Here is a 26,205-nt window from a genome sequence, read left to right as displayed (position 1 = left end):
GCCGCCGCACGTTGCAGTGCAGCGAGGACAGCAAGTGCTGCAAGCCCATTGGGGCAACGTGCGTTAACGGTGACGGCCGGCAGTGCTGCAGTGGTGAATGTCGGAACAACAAGTGCAGCAAACCTTCGGATTCGGAGAGCACGGAGTAGCACCCGGAAGTCCTACCGGCTCTCCTGTGCTCGGCCTGCGCACCGCCACTGCCCTGCCGCGACCCTGAAACCGCGCCGGGTACCGTCGGATTCATGCAGCTCTACGTCGGATGTGCGCAATGGACGCATGCCGCCTGGCAGGATCGGCAGCCGGATTCGCGGGCGCGGCTGCGTGGCTATGCCGAATGGTGTAACGCGGTGGAGGGCAACACCACCTTCTATGCCACCCCGGCCCGGCGGACGGTGCAGTCGTGGGCCGAGCAGACCGCCGCGGACTTCCGCTTCGTCGTCAAGTTGCCGAAAACCATTACCCACGAACGGCGGATGCACGATACCGAGGCCGAGTTGCGGGCGTTTCTGGACGCCATGGAACCGCTCGGGCCGCGGGCGCATGCGCTGTGGATCCAGCTGCCCGCCTCCTTCGCCCCGGCCGAACTCGGTGCGCTGGCACGGTTTCTGCGACAGCTGCCACCCGAACACCGCGCCGCGGTGGAGGTTCGCCATCCCGCGTTCTTCGACGACGAACGGTCGGCCCGGCAGTTGGAGCATGTGCTGGGCCGCGTCGATGCCGAATGGATTCCGTTCGACACCACAACGCTGTTCGCGGCACGGCCGGCCAGTGCGGCCGAACGCGATGCGTGGACCCGTAAGCCGCGCGTCGCACTGCGCACCCGGGCGCTGACCGATCGGCCGATCGTGCGCTACATCGGCCGCGACGATGCCGGGGTCACGATCGGGGGCTGGCGGCGCTGGGTCGAGGCCTGTGTCGACTGGCTCGGGGAGGGGCGCTCGCCGACCGTGTTCATCCATACACCCGACAACACCGAATCACTCGTGCTGGCACGCCGTTTCCACGAGGAGGTGCGGGCGCGGTTGCCGGAGCTCGAGCCGCTGGCCGAACCCGCGCCGCGCGAACCGATGACGCTGTTCTGAGAAAACGATTTGCCGCGGGGCCCCTGGGCGTGCGTATAGTTGGCGTAGGCAACTAGTTGTAGGTGCTAACCAAACTCCGCACAGTTCATGGGAAAAGGGGACTCCCGATGACCGCCGCCGGTCTGGACCGCAGCGCAACCGCGTTCGACGACGCGGATCGTCTCGGCGCACAGCTGATCCGGTTCGTGCGCGCGATCAATCGAGCGAAGACCCAACTGGGCAAACATGGTCCGGACGGGTTGGAGAAGCTCGCCTATGCCGTGCTGTTCTGCCTGGTACACGACGGTCCGCAGCGCACCGGAAAACTCGCCGAGCAGCTGCACGCCGAGATCTCGACCATCAGCAGGCAGACCCGAACGTTGGTGGCGCACGGGCTGGTCGAGCGCCGGGCCGATCCGATCGACGGCCGCGCCTGCGTGCTCGCGGCCACCGCCGAGGGCCGGCGGGTATTCGCGGAGAACCGCCGGCTGCGCAATGCCTGGATGGCCGACCTCCTGGCCGATTGGCCCGCGCACGACCGCAGCACGCTCATCGCCCTGCTCGACCGACTCAACAGCAGCATCGAAGCAAACCCATCACCGACAGCCGAACCGAAATAAGGCCTCACCATGACGAATTCGACCACCCAGGCACCGGTGGCGCCGCCGCCGGACCTGGCGGCGGGCGCGAGCACGTCACTGTCGCACCGGCAGATCATGACCATCATGTCGGGCCTGCTGCTCGGCATGTTCCTCGCCGCGCTCGACCAGAACATCGTGAGCGTCGCCATCGTGCGCATCGCCAACAGCCTGCACGGCTTCGACGAACAGGCCTGGGCGACAACGGCCTATCTGATCACCGCGACGATCAGCACCCCGCTGTACGGCAAGCTGGCCGACATCTACGGCCGTAAGCCGTTCTATCTCACCGCGATCGGCATCTTCGTCGTCGGTTCGGCCGCGTGTACGTTCGCCACCTCGATGTACGAACTGGCCGGTTTCCGCGCCTTCCAGGGACTGGGTGCGGGCGGCCTGATGTCGTTGGCGTTCACGATCATCGGCGATATCGTCCCGGCCCGCGAGCGGGTGCGCTATCAGGGCTACTTCATGATCGTGTTCGGCAGCGCGACCGTATTGGGCCCGGTGCTCGGTGGCTGGTTCTCCGGCTTCGATCATCTGTGGGGCCTGGACGGCTGGCGCTGGGTGTTCCTGGTGAACGTGCCGATCGGCGTGCTGGCGCTGGCGGTGGTCGCGCGCGTGCTCAACACCCCGCATCAGCGGCAGAACTATCGCGTGGACTGGTTCGGGGCGATCGCGCTGGCGGTCTGCGTGGTGCCGGTGCTGATCGTGGCCGAACAGGGCCGTGACTGGGGCTGGGCCTCGCCGAAGGCGCTGATCTGCTACGCGATCGGCGTGATCGGGCTGGCGCTGTTCGTCTACATCGAGCACGTGATGCGCGATGCCGCGCTGATTCCGTTGCGGTTGTTCAAGAGCTCGACGTTCAGCGTGACCATCCTCGGCGGGTTCATCGTCGGTGTGGCCATGTTCGGCGGCCTCTCGATGGTTCCGCTGTATCTGCAAGTGGTGCGCGGCTTCTCGCCGACCAAGGCGGGTCTGATGATGTTGCCGATGGTGATCGGCATCATGCTCGGCTCCCAGATCGCCGGGCAGATCACACGATTCACCGGACGCTACAAGTTCCTGCCGGTGCTGGGGACGTTCATCGTCGCGTGTGGGACGGCGCTGTACGCCCAGGTGCATTTCGACAGCGCGCTGTGGCAGCCGCTGCTCTACAGCGGCATCATCGGCTTCGGCCTGGGTGGCTGTATGCAGACGCTGATCATCGCGGCCCAGAACGCCGGTCCCCGTTCGGATATGGGCGTATCGACCGCGTCGGCCACCTTCTTCCGGCAGATGGGTGGCACCCTGGGCGTGGCGGTGTTCCTGACGATCATGTTCAACCTGCTGCCGCATCGCATCCTCGCCGCCTTCGGCGGTCACCTGCCGCCCGGTTTCGACGCCAGCAGACTCACCCAGTTGCAGAGCAACACCGGCGTACTCGCCGATCTGCCCGCGGCGGTGAAGGATCCGATCCTGATCGGCTTCACCAATTCCCTGCACGGGGTGTTCTACTCGGCCGCCGTGGTGGCGCTGGTGGCCACCCTGGTGCTCTTGTTCATGAAGGAGATTCCGCTGCAGGACGTGGGTACACCGGCCGTCGCGCCCGAGGGCGTGCCCGTCGGCGAATCGGTGACTGCTCGGGTCGGCGAAGACGATCTCATGATCGCGCGGCAGTATTCGCTCGAGGACGAATTCGCCGATGTGACGGCGTTTCCGACCGGTAACGGCGCGGTGCCGGTCGCGGTCGGGGCGCAGGTGGCGACCAACGGGAACATGGCGGCGTACTCGGGAGCGGTGGCGCAGTTGACGGCGGAGGAATACCCGGGATACCCCGGAGCCGACGGCGAATCGCGCGCCGTGAGCGGTCGCATCCGCCGCGAGGACGGCCATCCGGTCGCCGCCGCGGCGCTGACCCTGATCGACCAACGCGGGCATCAGGTTTCGCGGGCCAGTGCCGGACCCGACGGCGGCTATCGCATCGCGGCGCCGGATTCGGGGCATTACGTGCTCATCGTGTCCGCCGGTGGGCATCAGCCCGCGGCCGTGAATGTGAGTGTGCGAGAGCGCGCGCAGGCGCTGGACATCACGCTGCTCGGCTCGGGTGAGCTGTCCGGTGTGGTGCGCGCGGCCGGACGCGGGGAGCCGGTGAGCGGTGCGACGGTCACCCTCACCGATCTGCGCGGCGAGGTCGTGGGCGCGGCGGTCACCCGCGAGGACGGCGGATACGTCTGTCAGGGCGTGGTGTCGGGCACCTATACGCTGGTGGCGGTCGCCGACCAGATGCGGCCCAGCGCAATGACATTGACGGTGCCCGAGAGCGGGCTGCTGCGCTACGACATCGAACTCGCCCCGATGACGGTGCTGACCGGATCGGCGTGGGCCGAGGGCCGGATGGTGGCCGACGCACAGGTCGCGGTGCTCGACCAGCGCGGGGAACTGGTCGCCTCCGCCCGCACGGACGAGAGCGGCCATTACGTGGTGACCGATCTGCCCGAGGGTGAGTACACCGTGGTGGCCCGCGGCTATCCGCCGGTGACGAGCCGGGTCACGGTGGCAGGCGGCGAGATAACCCACGATGTGCGGCTGGGTTACGAGGAAACAACGGCGTGAGCGACGGGTAGTTTCATGAGTGGTTTGACCGCGCGCATCCATACCGCCGAGGGTTGGCCGGTGCCGGATGCCGTTCTGACCGTGACGGATTCGAGTGGGCGGCAGCTGGCGCGGGCGGTCGCCGATGCCACCGGGGCGGCGGCCACCCGGCCGTTGCCCGCGGGCGCGCATACGGCGGTGGTGACCGCGCCCGGCTTCCGGCCCCTCGCCCGGGTCGCCCGGGTGTCCTCGGACGGTTCGGGTCGGCTCGGCGATGTGGTCCTGGAGCCGGAGGCGGGCACGATCGCCGTTCCGCCGCCCGGGCCCTGGACCATCGATCCGGTGCATTCGACGGTCCAGGTGACCGCGCGACATCTGGGCATCGCCAGCATCAAGGCCCGATTCGCCGAGGTGAGCGGGCGGCTCGAGATCGCGCAGAACTTCGAGCAGTCCACCGGTTCGGCGGAGATCAAGGCCGCGAGCATCGATACCGGTATCGGCATGCGCGACGATCATCTGCGGTCGGCGGATTTCCTGGATGCGGAACGCTATCCACTGATCTCCTTCGCGGGCACGGGATTTCACCGCACCGGCGCGGACACCTTCACCATGGCGGGCGAGCTGATCCTGCACGGGCAGGCGCGTCCCATCGAGCTGGACGTCACCTACGGTGGCTTCGGACCGGATCCGTGGGGCGGCGTGCGCGCCGCCTTCCATGCCGAAACCCTGTTGCACCGCAACGATTTCGCGATCGACTACAACGCGATCGTGCGGGCGGGGGTGGCGGCGGTCGGGACGACCGTCCGGATCGATCTCGATATCGAGGTTGTGCAGGGCGCGCAGCTGCCCTCGATGTGACGGGGCCGGGTTACACCCGGCCGGCCGCGATGAGCGGCCGGCCGGGCCCGTCCCCCCGGGACGACTCGGTTTCGCGGGCGGCCTCCCCGGCATGGGCGATGATGCGGCCGTAGAGGCGAATCAGCGCGCGCTCCAAGGTGATTCCCACCTCGGCCGCGCGGAAGGCCGCCAGTTCATAGGCCAGGCCGTTGTGGACGAGCCTGGGATCGCTGAGGGTTTCGTCGAGCACCATGCCGCTGATGGCCTGGTCGCGGGTCAGCGCGGCCTCGGGCAACCAGCTCAGGGTCCAGTAACCGCCGGTGGCGGTGGGTAGGAACTGTGCGAATTCGGGGGTGACATTGCTGGTGATCAACCATGCGGTGATCCGGAGTGTCATGGTCTTGCCCTCGATCGTCGAGGCCATCCAGCCGTGGTAAGCGATGGCCGTATCTAAATGCTACGAACCATGAATCGGGAGTGTCAATCTAAGCGCCGCGCCACTTTTGGATATCTTTGTATCCGAGATGCTTGTGAAAAGTCATGGTGTGCGCATTTGTTCACGTGTGAGCCTGGATCCTGGCGATCGATGCGTGAATTGCTGCCGGCGCGTAGGCATTTGGGCGATCTCGACCGCCGCGAAGCTGCTCTAAAGCCGCCTTGTGTACCACTACAAATGTTGCATTACGGGCCTTTCGTCATCGATGAAAGCGTCCCGCAGAATGATTGACACGCACCGGCATATCTGTGGCTAGAATCGGGCAGCGTGACACTCTCTGGGCATGCAGGAGGGGAGCCGATCGGTCAACTGGTTCGCCGCCTCCGGACGGAGCGGGGCTATACCCAGGCGGCCCTCGCGAAGAAGGCGGATTGCTCACGCAGTCTGATCCAGCAGATCGAGAACGGAACCCGCGTCCCGCCGCTATCGCTGCGCGAACGACTGAGCTCGGCACTGGGCGAGGAACTTCCGATGACCGCCGTACCGGACGCCGCGACCGAGGCCGACGGCGGACACTACGACCTGCGCATGCGTTTCAACATTCTGCTGGGCAAGGATCCGGGGATCGTCGAGCGGGTGCTGTCGATCGCGCAGAGCGTGATCGACGCCCGCACCTCGACCGAGGACATCGAACCGCTGCGGCTGATCGCCGCTCGCCAGCTCGATCGCGCCGAGGAGATCCTCGCCCAGATCCCCTCGCGCAGCGCGACGGTGTGGGAATGGAACACGATCAACGACTGGCTGACCATCCTCGAGCAGGCCGAACGCTCGATCCGGGCCATCCACACCGCCGATCTCGGCACCATCGGCGGTGACGTCGGCGACGACTATCACGCGGCGATCGTCCGGCTCGCCGATAACGTGCACGAGCCCCGGGTGCAGGTGCGCCGGATGTACGTGCTGGACCGGATCGACGATGTCTGGCCCTATGACGACAAGCTGTGGCGGCAGGTCCGCTCCGGTGTGGAAAGCGTTCTGGTCAAACGGGAACACGCGCGCAACGCGCAGAGTCAGCTGATCGTCGACGATCGCTATGTCTGCGTCGGCGAGTACGACTACTCGCGCCAGGCGCGGGTCGCCACCCGGTTCTCGGTGCTCAAACACGATGTGGCCTTCGCGATCCGGCGCTTCGAGAAGCTGTACGAACTGCGGCAGATCGGTTCGGCGATCGTGGTCGGCGATATCGCGGCGACGCCGCCGCTGGCCGAATTCGAGCGGCTCACCGAGGGCAATTGCCGTGAGTTGTTCCGCGAGGCCCTCGGCCGGGCCTGGGACCGGATTCCCCTGCCCGGCGAGACGGCGCCGGAAGGCGGACAGTCGTGAGCGCCGACCGGGCCGTCCCCGATATCGCGGAGTTGTCGACCCGATCGGAGGCGCGCAAACGTCTGGTGCGCCGGGTCCTTACCGCCTCGACCCGGTTCGTGGGTACGCGCGGCCGGATGTATTCCGGTGTCATCGACGCCTATCACGGCGAGACCGGCCTGACAATGGATTCCGCGGCCGTCGCGGCGCTGGACCGGGCCTGGGACGAACTGCTGCACACCCAGCCGCCGGCGGACTACGCCGACGGACGACTCTACGATAAGCGGCAGCCACTGGTGCTGCGGGAACTGGCCGCGCATAAGCTGTTCGGGCGGTTGGCCATCCGCGCGGACGACGTGCCGGGCGTGCGGGTGCGGCCCGATGAGGTCATCGTCTGCCCGTATTCGAGCACGGTGATCCTGGAAGAGGCGATCGCGACGCTGGCGCGGCCCGGAGGCGTGATCGTCTGCCCCGAAGGCTTCTACAAGAGCGCTGGTATCCATATCCAGAAGTCCGGACTTCGGATCGTCACCTGTCCGGCGACACCGGACGATCGGTTCGCGATCGATCCGCGGGCGCTGGCGGCATGCCTGGACCGGTATCGGCGATCGGGGGAGTTGTGCGGCGTGGTGCTCACGCTGCCCGGCAATCCCGTTGTCGCGCGGTATTCGCGGGCCGAACTGCTGGCGATCGGCCGGGTCCTCGCCGAGGCGGATACGCCCGTGATCTGCGATATGGCCTTCGATCAGATAGCGGCCGCCCATCTGCCCATCGCGGCGCTGGCGGTCACGACCGCCGCGGGACCGGTGCGGCTCTACGACCGGGTGCTCACGATCACCGGAAACTCCAAGGGCTACAACGCCTTCGGGCCGTGCAAGATCGGCGCGGCGTGTACGGGCGACGCCGCCTGGCTGGCGCGGATCCAGGCTCGGCTCACCATCGCGTTCCAACGGGAGACGACCCATCTGGCCCGCGCGGTGCTCGAGCACACGCCCGAGAGCTACTTCGAACACAACCGCAAGATCATGGCCGAACAGCTCGGGCGGTCCCTCGATTTGATCGATGACCTCAATCGGCGGCTGGGCCGTAAGGCGCTGCGGCCGTTGGGATTCGCGGAGGGCATGTTCCTGTCGGTGGTATTCGACGAGGCCCTGCTCGATGCCGCGGGCATCGACTCCGCCGCGCGGCTCGAGGATCTGCTGCTGCTCGCGGCCGGGATCGATAGCGTCGCGCTGGATCGCACCGGGTCGCCGCGGCGCGGCGTCCGCCTCAATGTGCTCGGGCCGCGCAAGGCGCCGCGGCAGGAGTCCAGGGAGCTGGCCGATGAGCTGTTCGATCGTCTCGAGCGGTTGGTCGCCGATCTCGCCGGCGGGCTCACCTATCGTGCCGTGCTGGCCGAATACGGTCTGCCGGAACCGGATTCGGTGACACCGTGATCGTGGGGGTGCTGCGGGAGACCGCGGCCCGGGAGCGGCGGGTCGCGCTCGTTCCCGAGGATGTGCGCCGCCTGATCGCGGCGGGTATGGCTGTCGTGGTGCAGTGTGGTGCGGGCCGATACGCCGGATTCGACGACGACTGCTATCGGGCGGCGGGCGCCCGGCTGGTCGCGTCCGGTGCGGAGGTATTCGCGCCCGCCGATCTGGTCGCCTGGGTGAAACCGCCCGTCTTCGCGCTGGAGACGATGCCGCGCCGCCCGGGCCTGACACTGGTCGGATTCCAGGATCCGATCCACCGCGCGGCGCAGATCGCGATGCTGCGGGCGCTGGGCGTGGAATCGGTTGCCTTCGAATCGGTCTCGCGCGAGGGCCCGCCGGAGGCGGACGCCCTGACGGCGATGAGCCGGATCGCCGGAGGTGTCGCGTATCGGGCGGGGCGTCGACTGATCCCGGCCCACGCGCGCATCCGGCCGATCCGGTCGCTGGTGCTCGGCAGCGGTCAGGCCGGGCGGTCGGCGCTGGCGGCGGCGCATGCCTGCGGGGACGAACCGCCGGTGGTGGTCGGCAATCGCGCCGAGCAGCGGGATGCGGTGATCGCCCTGGGGCCCTGCGATTTCCGGGTGAATCCCGGCGGCGATCCGGCGCCGATCCTGGACTGGATCCGCGATGGCAAGCCCGATCTCATCGTTTGCGCCGCCACTCATCGCGGTGCGCGTGCGCCGCTTCTGCTCGACGATGCCGCGCTGGCGGCGCTCGGCCCGGGGGCGGTCGTGGTGGATCTGGTCGCGAAGGCGGGCGGCAATTGCGTTGCGACCGTGGCGGATGCGACCGTGATCCGCGCGGGCGGGGTCGTCGTCACGCACCGCTCGAACTATCCGTCGCGCCGCCCGGCCGCGGCCAGCCATGCCTACAGCGCGGCGACGGTCGCGATGATCCTGCGACTCGCCGGTGGGCGTGGGTAGCGTATGTGAAGACGATGATGCCTTCAGGGGAAGGAGTGATTCATGACCAGCGCCGAGGTGCTGACCGATGCGTTCGAGCGGATCCGTGAGGTGGTGCACCATGCGGTCGACGGACTGGGGGAGGACGCGCTGACCTATCGGGTCGACCCGGACGCCAATTCCATCGCCTGGCTCGTCTGGCATCTGACCCGCGTGCAGGACGATCACCTCGCCGACGCCGCGGGGGTCGAGCAGGTGTGGACCGCGCGGGGTTGGTACGACCGGTTCGGGCTGTCGATCGATCCGAGCGATACCGGATACGGCCACGGCTCGGGCGATGTCGCGCGGATCACCGCATCGGCCGAACTGCTCACGGCCTACTACGACGCCGTGCACCAGCAGACGCTGGACTTTCTGAAGGGCCTCACCGACGACGATCTGCCCCGCATCGTCGACCGGCGCTGGGATCCGCCGGTCACCCTCGGCGTGCGGCTGGTGAGCGTGATCTCCGACGATCTACAGCACGCCGGACAGGCGGAGTATCTGCGCGGGGTCTTCGACCGGCGTTAGGCGGGGCCGACGTATTCGCGTGGCGGCGTGGGTAGTTCGATATCCGGGCCCGCGCCGCTGCTGGACGAACGCCGCCGCCGGTTGTAGACGACGCTGCTCAGATAGGCCGCGACGATGATGGCCACACCGATGAGGCCCGTGGTGATCTCGTCGATGTGCTGGCCGGTCGAGTAGAGCAGCACGCAGGCCAATGCGCCGATCGCCCAGTGCGCCCCGTGCTCTAGGTACACGTACTCCGACAGCGTGCCCTTGCGGACCAGATATACGGTGATCGACCGGACGAACATCGCACCGATCAGGCCCAGGCCGAGCGCGATGATGATCGGATCGGAGGTGATGGCGAACGCGCCGATCACCCCGTCGAAGGAGAACGACGCGTCCAGCACCTCGAGGTAGAGGAACAGGAAGAAGGCGGCGCGGCCGACCACCTGGGCGGCTCGGGAAGGACCGGAGGGTTCTTCGTCGCTGATCTCGTTGTCGAAGTGGGCGCCGAGCCCGTCGACCAGGATGTAGGTGACCATGCCCAGTACGCCCGAGACCATCACCACATCGGCCTTGTCGTCCGGTGCGATGAATCCGGCGACCACCACCAGCACCATCAGCGAGACGACCGTGGTGAACATGTTGAATCGCCCGAGCCGGGCCAGCGGACGCTCCAGCCAGGACAGCCAGGTGATCTCGCGCTGGCTGCAGACGAAGTTCAGGAACAGCAGTAGCAGGAACATGCCGCCGAAGGTGGCGATCTTGGGGTTGGCCTCGTTGAGCAGCGTCTCGTAGCTCGGCCGCCCGTCCGGGAAGAAGGGCATACCGCCCGCCGGTGGGTTCAGGGCCAGGTCCAGCGCCTTGATCGGGTCCAGATGGGCCCCGATGGCCACGACGGCGAGGGGGAAGACCAACCGCATGCCGAATACGGCGATGACGATGCCGACGGTCAGGAACATGCGTTGCCAGAACTGGCTCATCCGTTGCAGCACAGACGCATTGACGACGGCGTTGTCGAACGACAGCGAAACCTCGAGCACGCCGAGGATCGCGGCCAGGACCACGGCCTCGGGGCCGCCGTAGACGGCCGCGGCGACCAATGCCACCGCGGCGACGATGAAGGACAGGGCGAACACGCGCACGAACATGGTCGATGCCTTTCGTTAGCCCGACACCCGCGGGGGTTACGACTCCACGGGTAGCAGCATCCAGAGTGCTCGCAACCCTGCCTTCGATTCTGACAGCTGTTCGTGGGGGTTCACAATCGATCCGTCAGTACCATCCGTGTGTTTGCCAGAATGCCCAGGCCGCGTTGGGGCTGCCGTAGCGCTGGTTCATATAGTCGTAGGCCCAACGGATCTGGGTGATCGGGTTGTAGGGCCAGTCCCAGCCGTGGCTGGCCATCTTCTGCGGCGGCAGTGCCTGCGGCAGGCCGTACGCGCCGGAGGAGGGGTTCACGGCGAAGGTGTTCCACCCGCTCTCGCGGGTGATGATGTTGTCGAAGGCGTCGAACTGATCGGGCGGGACGATGAAGCGCGCGATGGTCTGCGGCGCGACCCGGACCAGCGGCAGCATCACCCCCACGCCCATGCCGATCATGTTCGGCACCGCCAGTGCCAGGGCCGAGGAGATGTCCTCGGCGATATCGTCCTCGGCGATCTGGGCGGAACAGTCCGCCTCACAATCCGCCGCAGCGGGACCGGCACAAACCGAAAGCGCGCATACCGCCATGACCGCAATGGCCCATTTCGCGATCGATCGCATTACTCGAGCAAACCATTAGTTATTCTGTTTGTCGGTAATGTCCACGGCGTGTCGATTGACCGTTTAATCCGACTCGGGAATTAGCAGCCTGCGGAGTTGGCGTGGGGAGGGCGATCCGTGCGCGAGCATCGCATCGTGCCACTGCCGCAACGGGATACCGTTCGGGCGATTCGCGGCGATCTCGGCCATTTCTGAGTAACCGACGAAATACGTGGACAGCTGGGTGGATCCGAGCTGGGTGCGGCGCCATTTCCCGGCCGCCTCACCCTCCTCCTGGAATCCGCGGCGCAGCATGAGATCCATCGCCTCGGCCTCGCTCATATCGGCGCAGTGCACGCCGTGATCGAGGATCGCGTTGATGGTCATGCGCAGCTGGGATTTCAATTGCTGGATGCGCACCGGCAGGCCACCGAAGCCGTGCCCGGCCATGAGCTCCTCGGTGTAGGCGGCCCAGCCCTCGATGAAGGTGCCGCTCGCGCAGACCGCCCGGACCGGGGTCGAGCCGCGGAACCGGCGGGCGTGGGCCAGCTGCAGGTAGTGGCCCGGCATCGCCTCGTGCACGGTCAGATTGCGCAGCATGTGATTGTTGTATTCGCGATAGAACGACGCCATTCGCTCGGCCGGCCAGTCGCCCGGCGTGGGCGCGATGGCGAAGAATGTTGGGATATCGGCGGTTTCGAGCGGTCCGACCGGATCGCAGTAGGCGACCGCGACGCCGCGCGCGAATTCCGGCATCTCCTGTACGACCAGGGCGTCGGGTAGCGGCGTGGCCAGATCGTGTGCGGTGACGAAGGTTTCGGCCTCGGCCAGGGCCGTGCGGGCCAGGGCGACGATCGTGTCGTCATCGGGGCGTTCGGCCGCCAGCCGGTCGAGCGCGGCGCGGACGGTCCCCTCATCGGGGGCGGCGACGCCGAGCAATTCGCCCGCGGCGGCACGGATCTCGTCGTGGACGCGATCGAGGTGCCGGTGCGCGCGGTCGAGCACCTCCTCGGCGCTCAGATCGCTGTCGAGGGTGTGCCAGAGTTTGGCCGCCCAGAGCTTGTGGCCCAGTCGCGGATCGCGATCGGATCGGTCGAGCCGTTCGCTCAGCCAGTCGGTGAATTCGGTCAACGCGGCCGTCGCGGCGTCGACAACTCGAGTCACCTCCGCGCCCGGCACCTGCGCGGCCAGCCCGGGCACCTGATCGCGAATGAGCGCGGTCACGCCGCCGAACTGCCCGATGGCCGTCTCGACATGGATGCGCGGGCAGTCGGTCAGCGTCGCGCGGGCGGCCGCGAGCGCGTCGGGGATGGCCTCGAGCCTGGCCGACAGCGCCGCCAACCGCTGCTCCGGCGGTGCGAAGGGCCGCGCCAGCAGTCCATACAGCAGCGGTCCGGGGTTGTGCGGCAACGGATTCCATTCATGCTCGCGGACCTCGTCGAGCAGGAACAGCCGTGCGTCGATCTCGCGCTGCAGCAGTGCGAGGTCCACGGAATCCTCGGCATCCAGCTCGTCGTCGTCCACCTCCGTCAGCACATGCGACGCCTCACACAGCATCGCCGCCTGCGCCCGCACCGCCTCGGCCGACCAGTCGGGCAACCGATCGTCGACCCGGTGATCGCCCGCGAAGGCGGCCGCATGCGGATCCACCTCCAGCAGTGCCTCGACGATCCGACCGGCCCGTTCCACGAAGCTCTGCGACATAGCAGCCAGGCTACCGCCGCGCACGGGGCTGTCCCCCCGTCGGTTCATCGCGCACAATGCCGGGTATGGACGATTCGGTAGCACGTGCGAAGGATTTGGTTCAGCGGGCCCGGGCGGAGATCACCGCCTCGCCCAATCGCTTCCTCGATCTGTTGGAATCCGCCGAGCTGCCGCGAGAGCGGCTGAATTCGCTTGCGGGAGAGCAGTATCACATCGTCAGCAGCGATCTGCGCAGCTTCGCGCAGTTCGTCACGCGATTCCCCGATGCGCCCGCCCGCGACTTCTTCCTGACGCTGGCAGGCGGGGAATCGGCTGCGCTGCGGCTGCTGTCGGACTTCGGTGCGGCACTGGGGCTGGAGGATAAGGACTTTCGATCCTATCGCCCGCAACCGATGGCGCAGGCATATCCCGCCTATATCGCGCAGCGGGCGCTGATCGGCAGTCTCAGCGGGATGACGCTGGCGATGCTGGCCAATCTCGGCGAATGGGGCGGCTACTGCGCGCGGGCCGCGAATGCCCTTGTCGCCCACTACGATTTCAGCGAGGAGGAGGTCGGATTCTTCCGATTCTTCGCGGCCACTCCGCCCGGATTCGCCGAGCAGGCGACCGATGTCGTGGCGCAGGGCCTGCGCGCGGGCGAGGATCCGGACGAGGCCCTGCACGAGGCGCGGGCACTGCACGTCTACGAGACGGCGTTCTGGAATTCCCTGGCCGACAACGACTGACGGCTCAGCTGCCGCCCGCCGCGGGCACACCCTGGTCCGCGCCGCGGGCGGGCTGGAATCCGGCGCCCACACCGTGAGTCGCGTCCAGATCCGCCGCAATGGCCGCCATGGTCGTGCCCACCTCCGGTCCGACGCAGCCGACGCCCAGATACGCGTTGACCATGCCGACCAGTGTCGACCCGGCCACGACGGGTGCACCGGAATCACCGGGCAGCACACACATCTGGGTCCAGGTCTCGGTGCCACTGGCGAAGACGTCGCCCCAGACGACGCCGCAGTTGGTGCCGGTGGTGCGGCCCTTCTTGCAGACCGTCGCCGGGAATCGCGCGGGCCCGCCGACCGCGGTGATGCTGACCGAGCCGACCCGGTCCGAGGGTGCGACCCGATCGGGATCGAATTCGATGACGGCATAGTCGAGATCGTGATTGCTCGCCGCGACCCGGCCGAGCACACCCGCGTTCGGATCGGTCTCCGACAGCACGCTCTGTCCCGGCTCACCACAATGTCCGGCGGTCAGCCCGACCAGCCGGCCCGCGTCGTCGTGGCCGATGGTGGTCAGCGTGCATTCGGTCGTATTGGCGATGACGATGCCCGATCCGCCGCCGATGATCGGCAGATCGGCCGCGTCGGCGCGGCCTGCGCCCGCGGTCAGTGCGGCGGTGAGCGCCACGGCCGCGGACAGCGACCAGCGTGCCGGTGCGAGGTTGCCCATGACGTCCTCCTGAATCGGAGTGCTCGAGTTACGCAGCCTGTGCCTGCAGGGATCGCAGCGTCTTGGTCAGAATGCGCGAGACGTGCATCTGCGAGACGCCGAGCTCCTCGGCGATCTGAGCCTGGGTCTTGGATTCGAAGAACCGCAGAATCAGCGCCGTGCGTTCGCGCTCGGGTAGTTCGGCCAGCAGCGGACGCACCGCCATGGCCTGTTCGACCAGCTCGTAGCAGGGTTCCAGGCAGCGGCCGATGATCTCCTCGCGCAGCTGCGCACGGTGTGGATCGTCGGCGTCGAGGGAGCCGAGCTTGTCGAACCAGGGCTCGATGTTGTCGTAGGTGTCCGTCATCATCCGAGTTCCCTTCGTATGCGACTGGTCGATAACAGCCGGATAACCGGGCACGCCGGTTCGAAACGTACCCCTGTCGGGGGACCCCCTCGGCATCGAGGGGGATACGGCGGCGACCGCGGGATGACACAGGTCGAGACCGTGGGGCGATGCGGCCGGGCCGGTGATTTTCCGAGAATCGAAGCTATGACGGTCGATGTGCAGGCGGGCATTCGACGGCTGTTCGATCGACACGGATCGCAACTGTCGGGCCTGCTGGAGTGGGTGCCCGGCGGTGGGCTGGGCCGGGCGATGACCCTGCTGGTGATCGCTCTGATCGTCGGGCTGGTGGTGTGGCTCGTCGGTCGTTAGGCCTCCGCTGGGCGTGTCCGATTGAAATTCGAGGATTCCGGGTAATCCTGTAGGCAGGGCGGTCCGGCTGCGGACCCGGCTCCAGGAGGTAAGGCCATGTCAGCGACCTCGATAAACTCCTGTACTTCCGCCTATGAGCGGGCCCGGCACCTGCTCGGTGGCGCCGATGTGGATCCCGAACTGCGGCCCTATCCCGCCCGGCCGGGCCGGATCGATAAGAAACTGTCCCGATTCGACGCGGTGCTCACGGGTCTGCGCGCGGCGGCGCTGGCCCGGAAGACTTCCGGCTAAGTTTGTGCACTATGCCCAACTTCCGGTGATCGTTTTCATGTGTCTGCTGGTATCGCTATGCCTGGCTTGTGCTGTGTGCTTTTAGCACCACTCCGCGTCGATGCGTGCTCATTCGAAGGGCCTGTCCGGGCGCGGCCGGTCGAGGAAGGTCGAATGAGCGTTACCAGTTTTCGCGCGGCCCGGCGTCGTCCAGGGTCGATGATCATATGTCTCGTTGCGGCGTGTGTAGCGGCCGTCGTTCACTCGGGTGCGGCCCTGGCCGATGCGCCTCCGGTTCCCGTCCAACCGGCGCTACCGTTCCCGGTACCGCCGTCCCCGCCGGAATTCGATCCGGCCTTCTACAACCCGCCCGCCGATGTGGTCGCCTCGAAGCAGCCCGGTGAGATCATCGCCGCCCGGGAGGTGCATCTGGGCTTCTATTCGATCGTCCCGCTGAATATCGATGCCTGGCAGCTGTCGTTCCGCTCGACCAACACCCGGGGTGAGCCGATCGCGGCCGTGACCACGGTGATGAAGCCGCGCGGCGATAACGGCGGGCAACCGCGGAATCTGCTGTCGTATCAATTCCCCGAGGACTCCAACGCCCAGTACTGCGCCCCGTCCTATGCGCTGCAACAGGCCTCGATTCCGGGGCAGATCACCGGGCAGTTCGACATACCCTTCGAATTCGTGCTGCCGCTGACCGCATTGGGCACGGGCTGGGCGGTCGCGATGCCCGATCACGAGGGCCCGAATTCGGCCTTCGCCGCGGGCCCGCTGGAGGGGCGGATCACCCTCGACGGCATTCGTGCGGCGGAGGATTTCCAGCCCATGGGCCTGCCGGGGCGCGATACCAAGGTCGGCATGGCGGGCTACTCCGGCGGTGCGATGGCCACCGATCATGCCGCCGAATTGCATGCCTCCTACGCGCCGGATCTGAATATCGTCGGCGCGATGGCGGGCGGTAATCAGCCGGATCTGCGGGATACGATCGCGCTGGCCAGCAACAATCTCGGCTCCGGCCTGATCCTGTCCGGGATGTTCGGCGTCGCACGGGAATACCCCGAGCTCGACGCCTACATCCAGCAGCATATGAACGCCTTCGGCAAGGCCATGATCGGGCCGAAGAACGCGCTGTGCCTGTGGTCGGCGGCAATCGTGCCGTTCGTGAACATCACGGGGCTGTTCGACACGCCCGATCCGATGCATGATCGGGTGCTGACCAAGGTCTTCGACGAGATCTCGCTCGGGCATTCGACCCCCGATATGCCGGAGTTCCTGTACCAGTCGAATCCCGACGAATTCGCCCCGGTGGGTCCGGTGAATCGGTTGGTGGACAAGTACTGTGCCGATCCCAAGGCCCGCGTGCAATACGTGCGGGACAACTTCAGCGAGCATATAACCCTCGAAATCGACTCCCTGCCAAGGGTTCTGCTGTGGATGAAGGATCGTTTCGACGGCGTGCCGGTGCCCGGCGGCTGCGATATCCATCAGGAGGGTTCGATGGCGCTGGACCCCGCGACCTGGCCGGTCTGGTTACAAGGGGTGAACACGCTGCTGGGCGGCATCCTGCAGCAGCCCATCGGCAGCCGCTGATCCCGGATTCACCACGATGCTGTAGGCCTGTGCCAGCGCGTCCTCGACGAGGGCATCGATATCGGCCCGGGCCTCCACCTCGGCCAGTTCGGTGGGAACGGCCCGGGTCGTCACCTCGGGCGGGGTGAACAGTCGGCAGCAGTCCTCATCGGGCAGTGCGGAGATATCGAAGGTGTCGATGCGGCGCGCCTCGGCGATGATTTCCTGTTTGTCCCAACCGATCAGCGGGCGCAGCACCAGCAGATCGCAGGCGCCGTCGGTGGCGGCGAGATTGGCAAGGGTCTGGCTCGCGACCTGTCCGAGACTGTCGCCGGTCACCAGCACCTGATTGTCGTGCCGCCGGGCCAGGCGCTGCGCGACCCGCAGATACAGGCGGCGCTGCGCGATGGTCTGCATCGGACCGGAGCCCGAGGTGGCCAGCGCCTTCTGCCCCCGGCCGACCGGGACGATATGCAACCGGGCCCGTGGCTGATAGCGGGACAGCCGGTAGGCGAGCGCATAGGCCTTGTAGGTGGAGGCGGGGTCGGTATAGGGCGCGCCGGTGAAATGCACGTAATCGCACTGCAATCCGCGCCGCATCGATCGGTACGCCGCGACCGGGGAGTCGTAGCCGCCCGACAGCAGCACCAGCGCGCGGCCGGTACAACCCACCGGCAGGCCGCCCTGTCCGGGCAGTCGGTCCACCGAGACGAAGATCTCGGTGGGATCGACCTCCACGACCACCGCCAGTTCCGGCGCGCGCAGATCGACCGTCCAGCCGAATTCGCGGCAGATGCGCGCGCCGATATGGGCGGCCAGTTGATCGGAGGTGAGCGGAAAACTCTTGCCGCGCCGCCGGACTCGCACCGCGAAGGTGGGCGAGGGCCCCGGGTGATCGCGCAGCAGGCCGACGGCCGCCTCGGCCGCGGCGTCGGCGGTGAACGGCACGCGCACGGCGGGTTGCACCACGGTCAGGCCCATCACCTGCCGCAGCCGATGGGTGAGTTCCGCGGATTCCAGGTGCGGTGTGGAGACGATGAGAAAGCCGCCCCGGCGGCGGATATCGACCCGGCGCACGCCGATCGCATGGCGCATATTGCGAATCAGCGTGTTCTCGAACCAGCGGTGATTGCGGCCCTTGAGCGCGATCTCGCCGAACTTGGCCAGCACACAGGTCGCGGCATCCATCGTGTCATTGTCGCCCACCGGCCGGAACGGCATTCAGCTGGTCAGGGCGCCCCGGACATTACCCTGCCCAGCGCGCGGTGCGGTGAAGGTGGCCGGGGCGGGGCCGAACGCCTTGCGGGCGTTGCGGACCACGGATCGGCCCATGACCCGGTTGCCGAATCCGCCGATGACCGCGCCGATCCCGGCGGGCAGCACCTTGCCGAACATGAGCACCGCGCGCTTGGTGATCAGCTGGACCACGAATCGCTTCAGCAGACCGTCGTTCATGCCGCGAATGCCGGGAATCCGGTTGGCCAGCAGATCGGGCCAGTTCTTCGCCGAGTGTCCGACGCCCTGCTGCACGGCCTCCATGCCGGACTCGCCCAGCGCGACGCCCAGCACCAGGGTGCGGCGACGCTCCTTATCCTCGAGCACGATGCCGTGCACCGCGGCGACGGCCAGGGTGAATACCGCCGAGGCCTCCAGGAAGAACGCGGTCTCCGCGGTCATCGCGAACAGCGACAGGATCGTGCCTATGCCGGGTACGGCCGCGATGGCGCCGACCGTGGTGCCGCTCGCGGTCACCATGAGCAGGAATCGGCGCTCGAGCCGGGCGATGATCTGCGCGGGGTTGTCCTGTGGATACGTGCGCCGCAGCTTCGCCACATACCGCCCCACGGCGGGCGCCTGCAGCCGCGACGCGTTGTCGAGCAGCGACCGCACCATCTTCTCCACGCCGGACCTGAACATCCGAGCACCACCTCTCTCGTTGCGCCGTATGCCACGGATAGCCCGCATCGAGAATTCGACACCCTGGCCCGTTGTGCTCGACAGGCGGGGGTGTGGCGTTCGCGGTAACGTTGCCTTCAGTTCGGGAGCAAGGGGGCCGGCGACGATTTCGGGGGCCGCGATGGCAGAGCATCTGACGGTTCGGACCCCGCAGCTCGAGGTGGAGGTGCGGACGTACGGGGGTGCCGGTGGTATGCCCGTGCTGCTGCTGCACGGCTGGCCCGACGGGCCCGCGGGCTGGGACGTCATCGCCGGGAAGCTCGCCGGAGCCGGTTTCCGGGTCGCGGTTCCGGCGCTGCGCGGATTCGAGGCCACCCGATTTCTCGAATCGTCGACGCCGCGGCGCGGGCGGCTGGTCGAATTGGCCGACGATCTGCTGGCGCTGGCCGATGCGCTCGAATGGCCCCGATTCCTGCTCGCCGGGCACGATTGGGGTGCGCGGACGGCCTATCGTGTCGCCCTCCTCGCCCCGCGGCGGGTGAGCCGCATGGCTACCCTCTCCGCGCCCTGGGCGCCGACGGTCGCGGAGCCGATCGTCTCCGTGCGGCAGGCCCGGATGTATTGGTACCAATGGCTTTTCAACACACCGATGGGCCCGCGGCTGCTGGCCGCGGACCGGCACGAATTCGTGGCGCACATCTGGCGGGAATGGTCGCCGACCTGGCGGCCGGGGCCCGGGGAGATCGAATCGGCCCTGCGTGCGAGCGATAATCCGGACTGGATCGCGGTGACCCTCGACTACTACCGCAACCGCTGGGACTGGGGCGCGGGCGACGAGGCGGATGTCGAGGCGTCCGCGACCCGGATTCCGGTGCCCACCTTGATGATTCACGGCACGGCCGACGGCTGTGTGGCGCCGCCCGCGGTCGAGGGCATGGCCGAGCGATTTCCGGCGGGCCTCGAGACATGCCTGCTCGACGACGTCGGTCACTTCCCGCATCGCGAGGCTCCCGACGCGGTCGCGCGGGCACTGCTGCGCTGGTTCGGAAGTCCGCAGCGGTGACGGCCGCCGCGCAGCCGCCCCGCGATATCGACGCCGTCTGCGCCGATCTGGTGGCCGCGCTCGCCGCCGACGGCGCGCCCGCGGCCGTGAGCGCGGTGGTGCGGGTGGTGGCCGCACGCACCGGTAGGACCATCGAACTTCGTCCCGTATCCCTCGGCGGCACAGAGGTTTTCGGGCTGTGGGTGGCGCTGGCCGATCACGACCTGATCCTCTACGACCGCACCGCCACCGCGGCCCACCGCAACCACATCGTGCAACACGAGCTGGGCCATATCGTGCTGGAACATCGGCCCCTGGCGCCGCAGCCACCGGCGGAGACGGCCGATGGGTGGGCGAACAGCATGTGCCGCAGCGACTTTCAGGATCCGATCGAGGAGGAGGCCGAACTGTTCGCCCGCCGGCTCACCTGGCGGCTGGCCCGGTATTCGGCCACCGCCGCCTCCTCGGGCGTGGCCCGCCGGATCACCGACACGCTCACCGGGGGTGGCTGATTTCGCTGTCGTCCGACGCCGCGCATCTGGTCGGATACGAGATCCCCGCGGCCCTGTTCGCTCTCGGCACGATCTGGGTGGGTGTGGTGCGGCTGCGCCGCGGTGGCCGGGCGCAGTGGCTGCTGTTCTGGTCGCTGGTGCTGGGATTCGCGTTCTACGAATCGGCGGCGCTGATCTTCGTTCCGGCCCTGGCCGAACCGTTCGGCGTCCGGCACGCGTTCGGGCTGGTGACGCAGATGACCGGGCTCGCCTGGAATGTCTCGACCGTCCTGCTCGTGCTGGGCTGGCGCTACGGGACGGTGCCCGCGCGGCGGGCCCGGCAGCTGGGCGCGCTGTTCGGGGTCGGCGAGCTGGTGTTGGTGGTGACGTTCGTCTGGATGTATCCGGGACCGGCGGGCGCGAACTACATCGTCAATGTCGCGGGACGGCCGGTGGGCACGGTGTATCTGCTGACCTACGCGGTCTCGATGCTCGCGACCAAGGCCATGGTGGTGGCCATCTGCCTGCCGCAGCTGCGCCATGTGGCCGCGCGCACCACCCGCCTCGGCATCGCCGCGGTGATTCTCGGCTCGATCCTGATCGGCGGGTTCGGATTCGCGCGGCTGCTATCGGGGATCGAGCCGCTGCTGGGCGTCGATGCGCAGCGGTGGGAGGCGGCGGCGCTGATCCTGCACGTATTCGGCGCGATCATCTATGTAGCGGGCATCGTATTCGTCGAAATCGCCTCGGGTGCGGTGCTTCTGGTGTCCGAGGCGAGGAATCTGCTCCGACTGCGGCCGCTGTGCGTGGCGGTGGTGGAACAGTTCCCGCAGCTGGGCGCGCCGCCGAGTCCGGCGCCGCGGGATCTGCTCTCGGCGCGCGGCATCGGTACTCAGGTGGTGCGCCAGGTCGTGCTGCTGTCGGATGCGGCGCTGCTACTGGGCCGCGGTCCCGGTGACGAGGCCGGATCGATCGGCGCGGCAACCGATTTCGACGAGGATGCGCATGCGGCCTATCGTGCGGAGTTGCGCCGCATGCTCACGGCCGCGCGGGCCTACGGCCGGACGCGTCGTGCGGGTCCTCGGCTCGAGATGCTGCGGCGGTGCCTGGCGCCGGATCTTCCACGGGCGGTAGCCCTTCCAGAGCCCTGATGTTGTCGATGATCTGAGCGATATGCCGCAGCGAGGTCTCGCTCAGGCCCGCCGCGCGCATCCCGAGCGCGCTCGCCCCGGCCCGCCGCAGTGCCTCGGCGAGTTCGCGCTGGGCGTCGCCGGCCGATTCACCGCCGAGGAAGTAGGCCGGCGCCACCTCGAAGTAACGGGCGAAGGCGCGGACCAGGTCCAGCCGCGGTTCGGGCGCCAGGTCGTTGCGCAGCTGGGACAGATACCCCTTGCTCAGCGGAACGCCGGTGGTCCGCTCGAAGTCGCGGATGAAGTGGCTCAGCGACATCGTGACACCGGTGCGGGCCTCGTGCTCGGCGATCAGCCGGTTCAACCGGGCGGCGAACGAATCGCCCTCGGTCGGTTCGGCGGCACTGCCCGCGCTGCTCATCGCTGCCCTCACTCCGATTCTGCTGATCGACGCCTGTCCCGAGCCTAACGTAATTCGTTCACGCGCATGAACACCTTCGCATAGGTTCCCCTAATTCGAGCTTCAATATAAGTGTTCACCGGCGCGAACGGTCGGCCGATGCCGGTTACGTCCGTGTTGAGCTGGCGTTTCCCTGGTGTTCCCGGGGAACTGCCGATCTTGCGCAATGCATTTCACGAGTCTATCGTTCACAGCAGTGAACGCTGATAAGGCGTTCCACCGCGCGGTGACGGTGCGGTCGCCGCAGGAATTCACCCTGCGAGGAGTAGTCATGCTGAGCTTTCCCACCGGACATCGGCCGCGCTATGGCGATTTCGACATCCGCGCCGTCTCCGACGAAACCATTCGCGAGGGCTGCGAGCGCGCACCCTACGGCGCCGACGATCGGCAGAAGCTGCGGCTGATCGAGGCCATCACCGCCGCGGGGGTGACCGATATCGACGTGGGCTCGGGCATCACCGAACCTGCCTTCGTGCGCTCGGTGCTCGACGACAAGTTCCTGCTCGGCCGGATCCCCGAGGCGGCCCAGTTCTCCTTCAACCTGACCCTCAAGACCTGGGAGCCGTTGGTCGCCGAGCTCGAGCGGCGGATGCCCAAGGAGTATCTCGCCGAGATCTACGTCAGCATCGGGATGATCGAAATCGACTCCGCGAACAATCTTTTCGAGCGGGTCGTGGAGCGGCTGCGCTCGCTCGGGGTGACCAAGCTGCGGTCGAGCCTGCTCAACGCCTTCGGCATCACCGTCGACGAGGACAAGTACGACCATCTGGCCCGGCAGCTGGAGCGGTGCCGCGAGCAGGGCATCACCCTGGTGCGCATCAACGATTCGGTGGGCACGCTGGTCCCGGACTCGACGGCCGTGCTCGCGGCCAATCTGGTGCGCGACAATCCGGAGTTCACCTTCTATCTGCACGGCCACAACGATCGCGGCCTGGGCACCGCCAACTCGCTGACCTCGGTATTCCACGGCTTCCAGATGATCGAGGGCGGGGTGGCGGGCGCGGGCAACCGGGCGGGCCTCGCGGAGCTGGAGGCCATCGCCGCCACCTTCGCCGACAACAACATCGCCGTGGCCGCCGCGCCGTTGGATGTGGACAAACTCGGTGCGGCCGCGCGACTTTCGGAGGAGGTGTTCCTCACCGCGCCCGATCCGTACCGGGCCGTCAGCGGATTCCTGGTGCGCAACGAGAATGCGGGCATCGTCAATGTGCCCGACTATCTTGGTGTTTCGCGCGGTGTGGACTACTTCCTCAACCGGATCGGGTTGTTCCCCGCCTACATCCGCCAGATCCTGGCCGAGGGCGGTATGGACGCGCAGATCCTCGCCGACGAGGCGTTCGTGGAGGACGTGTATCGGCGGCTGGCCGGTCATATGGACCGGCTGTTCGACCGTAAACAGGCCGAATTCACCCGGCTCTCAACGCAGATCAAGTCGTTCTATGACGATATCGTTCGGCTGGACGAGGTCTACACCTGCGCGCTGGAAGCGTTGCGGGAACGGAAGAATGTGGAGTTGGTGTCGTGAACATCATCGTATTCGGAGCAGGCGGAGTAGGGCTCTACTTCGCCGCCGTATCGGCCCGGGCCGGGCATCGGGTCACCCTGGTGGGCCGCGAGTCGACCGTGGCGGCCGCCACGGTCGGCCCGCTGGTTCTGACCCAGGGTGATTCGGTGGTCGAAATACCCGGTATCACAGTGGTTTCCGAGGTTCCGGAGGAGCCCGCGGATCTGGTCATCGTCGCGGTGAAGGCCTGGCAGGTCACCGAGGCCGCGCGGGCGCTGCGCCCGGCCGTCGGGCCGACCACGGTGATCCTGCCGCTGCAGAACGGGGTGGAGGCGGCCGGGGAACTGGTGACGGCGCTCGGGCCGCGCGGGGTGCTCGGCTGCAGCTGCGTGGTCATCGCCAAGCGCACCGCGCCGTGGGCGGTCACCTGCCTCGGTCCGGACGCCGCGCTCGAAATCGGCCCGGCCACCGAGGATTTCGGCCTCGCGCTGGACGGCGCCTTAGCGGCGCTGACCGAGTCGGGCGTCGCGGTCACCGTATCGGAGGATATCCAGGCGACGCTGTGGCGCAAGTTCATGCTGATCTCCTCCTACGGCGGCATCGGAGCGCTGTCGCGGCAGCCGGTCGGGCTCACCTCGACCACACCGCAGACTCATGGGCTGGTCCGGGCCGCGATGGCGGAGGTGCTGGCCGTGGCGCGGGCACGCGGGGTCCGCCTCGGCGAGGCCGATGTGGACCGAATGATGAAGGTATTCGAGGGTTTCAGCCCGGATACCACCTCGTCCATGCAGCGCGATCTGCTGGCCGGGCAGCCCTCGGAGCTCGAGTTTCAGAACGGGGCGGTCGTGCGGTTCGGTCGCGAGGCGGGTGTGGCGACGCCGATTCACTGGTGCGTGTACGCCAGTCAGCTGCCGGGAGAGTTGGCCGCCCGCAAGGAGACGTGATGGTACGAGAACTGGTGGCCGACACCGGAACCGGGGCGGCCCGGGCGACGTCGATCGGCGCCGCCGAGGTGGTTGCCGTGAGCATCGGCAACTTCCTGGTCGCCTTCGATGCGACCGCGGTCTATGTGGCGCTGCCGAGCGTCACCGCCGATCTGCGGGCCGGAACCGCTGCGGGGCAATGGTTTCTGGATGCCTACACCATCGCCCTGTCGGTCTTCCTGCTCGTATCCGGCGCGCTGGGCGACCGGGTCGGCGCGGCTCGCGTCTATCGCTGGTCGTTGCTGGCATTCCTGCTGGCGTCGGTCGCGTGTGCCGTCTCGATGACTCCGGCCGAACTGATCGCCGCGCGGGCGGTGCAGGGCATGAGCGCCAGTTTCGCGCTGCCGATGACCCTGGCGATTCTGACCAAGGGTGTTCGCGATCCGGTGCGCCGGTCGCGGACCATCGGAGCCTGGGGTGTCGTCGGCGGGGTCGGCATCGCGTCGGCGCCGATACTGAGCGGGCTGATCACCGGCTATCTGGGCTGGCGGTGGCTGTTCCTGATCAATGTGCCGGTATGCCTGATCGCGCTGGTGCTGATGCGGGGGTTCCGGGATCGGCCCGCCGACCGGCAGGCGCGGTTCGCGGTGGGACCGCAGGTGCTGCTGTGCGTTGTCCTGGTCTCGATCGCCTCGGTGCTGATCGAGGGGCATGAGGTCGGATACGGCGATCCGCGGATTCTGGTGCTGATCGCCGTGGCGATCGGCGGGCTGGTGGCGCTGGGCCGGCTGCAGCTGCGGTCGGCGCATCCGATGATTCCGCGGGTGCTGTCGGGGAATCGGTCGTTCCTGCTGATCGTATTCGCCGGGGGCTGTTATCAATTCGCCTCCTACGGATCGCTACTGGTGCTGTCGCTGTATCTGCAACGGGTGCACGGCATGTCGGTGCAGCGCGCCGGAATTGCCCTGCTGGTGTGCTGTATCGCCTGGTTCGTCGGTAATCTGCTGGCGCTGCGGGTGACTCCCGCCAATCGCCGGGCGGTGATCGTGGGCATGGCCGCGACGGGCGCGGTCGGCGCGGTCGCCTCTGCGGCGCTGTCGACGACCGGAAGCCTCACGGCCACACTGATTCCCACGGCCCTGATCGGCGTGGCCGCGGGCATGCTGGCCTCATCGCTGAGCGCGGCGACCATGCATGTGGCCCCGGCGGATGTTTCGGGCTCGGCCTCCGGACTGCTCAATACCAGCCGTCAGTGCGGTATGGCGCTGGCCATCGCGGCCTTGGGCGCCATGGCCACCGGCTCACTGCTCGCACCGATGCTCTTGATCGGGGCCGCCTTTGCCGTCGTCTCGGTCGTCGGTGTCGCGGTGCGCGCGGCTGTATGACAGCGATAGCGCGGAATCGTCGAATGGATTTCCTCCCCACTTAAATGTATAGCGCCCATGCCCCCTTGCCGCAAGGCCCTCTCGAGGGTTCATACTCGTCGGCCGGAGCTCGTT

The 26,205-nt window shown here is 67.6% G+C and carries 26 protein-coding genes and 1 pseudogene; 18 read left to right on the top strand and 9 right to left on the bottom strand.

Annotation, left to right across the window (positions count from 1 at the left end; all coding sequences use genetic code 11):
* Positions 1–242 precede the first annotated feature (242 nt).
* From ACIA76_RS18245 to ACIA76_RS18230, 4 genes are all read left to right on the top strand, one after another.
* Positions 243–1,082, top strand: coding sequence for a DUF72 domain-containing protein (locus tag ACIA76_RS18245; RefSeq protein WP_397152973.1), 840 nt, complete (start codon positions 243–245; stop codon positions 1,080–1,082).
* Between the two features lie 107 nt (positions 1,083–1,189).
* The gene (locus tag ACIA76_RS18240; RefSeq protein WP_397152972.1) at positions 1,190–1,681 is read left to right on the top strand and encodes a MarR family winged helix-turn-helix transcriptional regulator; all 492 of its coding nucleotides are present in this window, start codon (positions 1,190–1,192) and stop codon (positions 1,679–1,681) included.
* Positions 1,682–1,690: 9 nt separating this feature from the next.
* Positions 1,691–4,291, top strand: coding sequence for an MFS transporter (locus tag ACIA76_RS18235; RefSeq protein ID WP_397152971.1), 2,601 nt, complete (start codon positions 1,691–1,693; stop codon positions 4,289–4,291).
* A 15-nt stretch (positions 4,292–4,306) separates the two neighbouring features.
* A complete protein-coding gene (locus ACIA76_RS18230; RefSeq protein WP_397152970.1) occupies positions 4,307–5,128 on the top strand; it encodes a YceI family protein in 822 nt (273 codons plus the stop codon).
* Positions 5,129–5,138: 10 nt separating this feature from the next.
* On the opposite strand, the gene ACIA76_RS18225 is transcribed toward ACIA76_RS18230, so the two are convergent.
* Positions 5,139–5,531 carry a hypothetical protein gene (locus ACIA76_RS18225; RefSeq protein ID WP_397152969.1) on the bottom strand — a complete coding sequence of 131 codons (393 nt, stop codon included), beginning with the start codon at positions 5,529–5,531 and terminating at the stop codon, positions 5,139–5,141.
* Between the two features lie 339 nt (positions 5,532–5,870).
* On the opposite strand from ACIA76_RS18225, the gene ACIA76_RS18220 reads away from it, so the two are divergent.
* Genes ACIA76_RS18220 through ACIA76_RS18205 form a run of 4 tightly spaced genes read left to right on the top strand, consistent with a single transcriptional unit; the run spans position 5,871 to position 9,852 of the window.
* Complete coding sequence (locus ACIA76_RS18220; protein WP_397152968.1) at positions 5,871–6,926, top strand: multiprotein-bridging factor 1 family protein; 1,056 nt, start codon at positions 5,871–5,873, stop codon at positions 6,924–6,926.
* The gene (locus ACIA76_RS18215) at positions 6,923–8,341 is read left to right on the top strand and encodes a pyridoxal phosphate-dependent aminotransferase (protein ID WP_397152967.1); all 1,419 of its coding nucleotides are present in this window, start codon (positions 6,923–6,925) and stop codon (positions 8,339–8,341) included. The genes ACIA76_RS18220 and ACIA76_RS18215 overlap by 4 nt, the downstream gene beginning before the upstream one ends.
* On the top strand, positions 8,338–9,303 hold the full coding sequence (locus ACIA76_RS18210; RefSeq protein ID WP_397152966.1) for a hypothetical protein: 966 nt from the start codon (positions 8,338–8,340) through the stop codon (positions 9,301–9,303). Before ACIA76_RS18215 ends, ACIA76_RS18210 begins: the two co-directional genes overlap by 4 nt.
* Positions 9,304–9,345: 42 nt before the next feature.
* Positions 9,346–9,852, top strand: coding sequence for a DUF664 domain-containing protein (locus ACIA76_RS18205; RefSeq protein ID WP_397152965.1), 507 nt, complete (start codon positions 9,346–9,348; stop codon positions 9,850–9,852).
* On the opposite strand, the gene ACIA76_RS18200 is transcribed toward ACIA76_RS18205, so the two are convergent.
* The 3 genes from ACIA76_RS18200 to ACIA76_RS18190 all read right to left on the bottom strand — a co-directional run bounded on the left by ACIA76_RS18200 (position 9,849) and on the right by ACIA76_RS18190 (position 13,281).
* Positions 9,849–10,982: a DUF475 domain-containing protein gene (locus ACIA76_RS18200; protein WP_397152964.1), complete on the bottom strand. Its 1,134-nt coding sequence runs from the start codon at positions 10,980–10,982 to the stop codon at positions 9,849–9,851. The genes ACIA76_RS18205 and ACIA76_RS18200 overlap by 4 nt on opposite strands.
* Before the next feature lie 124 nt (positions 10,983–11,106).
* Positions 11,107–11,598: a transglycosylase SLT domain-containing protein gene (locus tag ACIA76_RS18195; RefSeq protein WP_397152963.1), complete on the bottom strand. Its 492-nt coding sequence runs from the start codon at positions 11,596–11,598 to the stop codon at positions 11,107–11,109.
* Positions 11,599–11,661: 63 nt separating this feature from the next.
* Positions 11,662–13,281, bottom strand: coding sequence for a DUF885 domain-containing protein (locus ACIA76_RS18190; protein ID WP_397152962.1), 1,620 nt, complete (start codon positions 13,279–13,281; stop codon positions 11,662–11,664).
* A gap of 65 nt (positions 13,282–13,346) precedes the next feature.
* Here ACIA76_RS18190 and ACIA76_RS18185 point away from each other — a divergent pair, with 65 nt between their 5' ends.
* Positions 13,347–14,006, top strand: a complete 660-nt coding sequence (locus tag ACIA76_RS18185; RefSeq protein WP_397152961.1) for a hypothetical protein — start codon at positions 13,347–13,349, stop codon at positions 14,004–14,006.
* 4 nt (positions 14,007–14,010) lie between these two features.
* Here ACIA76_RS18185 and ACIA76_RS18180 read toward each other — a convergent pair whose 3' ends face one another.
* Positions 14,011–14,718, bottom strand: a complete 708-nt coding sequence (locus ACIA76_RS18180; RefSeq protein WP_397152960.1) for a serine protease — start codon at positions 14,716–14,718, stop codon at positions 14,011–14,013.
* A 28-nt stretch (positions 14,719–14,746) separates the two neighbouring features.
* Positions 14,747–14,953 (bottom strand): annotated as a pseudogene (locus ACIA76_RS18175) (sigma-70 family RNA polymerase sigma factor); the annotation flags it as partial.
* Positions 14,954–15,250: 297 nt separating this feature from the next.
* Between ACIA76_RS18175 and ACIA76_RS18170 the strand changes: the two are divergent.
* The 3 genes from ACIA76_RS18170 to ACIA76_RS18160 all read left to right on the top strand — a co-directional run bounded on the left by ACIA76_RS18170 (position 15,251) and on the right by ACIA76_RS18160 (position 17,281).
* Entirely contained in the window at positions 15,251–15,415 is a 165-nt protein-coding gene (locus tag ACIA76_RS18170) for a hypothetical protein (protein WP_397152959.1), read from the top strand.
* Positions 15,416–15,511: 96 nt separating this feature from the next.
* A complete protein-coding gene (locus tag ACIA76_RS18165) occupies positions 15,512–15,706 on the top strand; it encodes a hypothetical protein (protein ID WP_397152958.1) in 195 nt (64 codons plus the stop codon).
* 153 nt (positions 15,707–15,859) lie between these two features.
* A complete protein-coding gene (locus ACIA76_RS18160) occupies positions 15,860–17,281 on the top strand; it encodes a lipase family protein (RefSeq protein ID WP_397152957.1) in 1,422 nt (473 codons plus the stop codon).
* Here the strand turns inward: ACIA76_RS18160 and thiI are convergent.
* Entirely contained in the window at positions 17,222–18,448 is a 1,227-nt protein-coding gene (thiI, locus tag ACIA76_RS18155) for a tRNA uracil 4-sulfurtransferase ThiI (RefSeq protein ID WP_397152956.1), read from the bottom strand. The genes ACIA76_RS18160 and thiI overlap by 60 nt on opposite strands.
* Positions 18,449–18,481: 33 nt before the next feature.
* On the bottom strand, positions 18,482–19,177 hold the full coding sequence (locus ACIA76_RS18150; protein ID WP_397152955.1) for a hypothetical protein: 696 nt from the start codon (positions 19,175–19,177) through the stop codon (positions 18,482–18,484).
* Between the two features lie 160 nt (positions 19,178–19,337).
* Between ACIA76_RS18150 and ACIA76_RS18145 the strand changes: the two genes are divergently transcribed.
* From ACIA76_RS18145 to ACIA76_RS18135, 3 genes are all read left to right on the top strand, one after another.
* Positions 19,338–20,219, top strand: a complete 882-nt coding sequence (locus ACIA76_RS18145; protein ID WP_397152954.1) for an alpha/beta fold hydrolase — start codon at positions 19,338–19,340, stop codon at positions 20,217–20,219.
* Complete coding sequence (locus ACIA76_RS18140; RefSeq protein ID WP_397152953.1) at positions 20,216–20,710, top strand: hypothetical protein; 495 nt, start codon at positions 20,216–20,218, stop codon at positions 20,708–20,710. Before ACIA76_RS18145 ends, ACIA76_RS18140 begins: the two co-directional genes overlap by 4 nt.
* Before the next feature lie 77 nt (positions 20,711–20,787).
* Entirely contained in the window at positions 20,788–21,840 is a 1,053-nt protein-coding gene (locus ACIA76_RS18135) for a hypothetical protein (protein WP_397152952.1), read from the top strand.
* On the opposite strand, the gene ACIA76_RS18130 is transcribed toward ACIA76_RS18135, so the two are convergent.
* Positions 21,728–22,240 carry a transcriptional regulator gene (locus ACIA76_RS18130; RefSeq protein WP_397152951.1) on the bottom strand — a complete coding sequence of 171 codons (513 nt, stop codon included), beginning with the start codon at positions 22,238–22,240 and terminating at the stop codon, positions 21,728–21,730. The two genes, ACIA76_RS18135 and ACIA76_RS18130, sit on opposite strands and share 113 nt — an antisense overlap.
* 235 nt (positions 22,241–22,475) lie before the next feature.
* Between ACIA76_RS18130 and ACIA76_RS18125 the strand changes: the two genes are divergently transcribed.
* Genes ACIA76_RS18125 through ACIA76_RS18115 form a run of 3 tightly spaced genes read left to right on the top strand, consistent with a single transcriptional unit; the run spans position 22,476 to position 26,091 of the window.
* Positions 22,476–23,804, top strand: a complete 1,329-nt coding sequence (locus ACIA76_RS18125; protein ID WP_397152950.1) for a 2-isopropylmalate synthase — start codon at positions 22,476–22,478, stop codon at positions 23,802–23,804.
* A complete protein-coding gene (locus tag ACIA76_RS18120) occupies positions 23,801–24,727 on the top strand; it encodes a ketopantoate reductase family protein (protein WP_397152949.1) in 927 nt (308 codons plus the stop codon). The genes ACIA76_RS18125 and ACIA76_RS18120 overlap by 4 nt, the downstream gene beginning before the upstream one ends.
* Positions 24,727–26,091 carry an MFS transporter gene (locus ACIA76_RS18115; protein ID WP_397152948.1) on the top strand — a complete coding sequence of 455 codons (1,365 nt, stop codon included), beginning with the start codon at positions 24,727–24,729 and terminating at the stop codon, positions 26,089–26,091. The genes ACIA76_RS18120 and ACIA76_RS18115 overlap by 1 nt, the downstream gene beginning before the upstream one ends.
* Positions 26,092–26,205: the final 114 nt, after the last annotated feature.

It is taken from the genome of Nocardia sp. NPDC051570, from assembly GCF_044454005.1.
GTDB lineage: Bacteria > Actinomycetota > Actinomycetes > Mycobacteriales > Mycobacteriaceae > Nocardia.
Note: the sequence above shows the minus strand (reverse complement) of the source record. Positions and strands in the feature narration are given on the sequence as shown.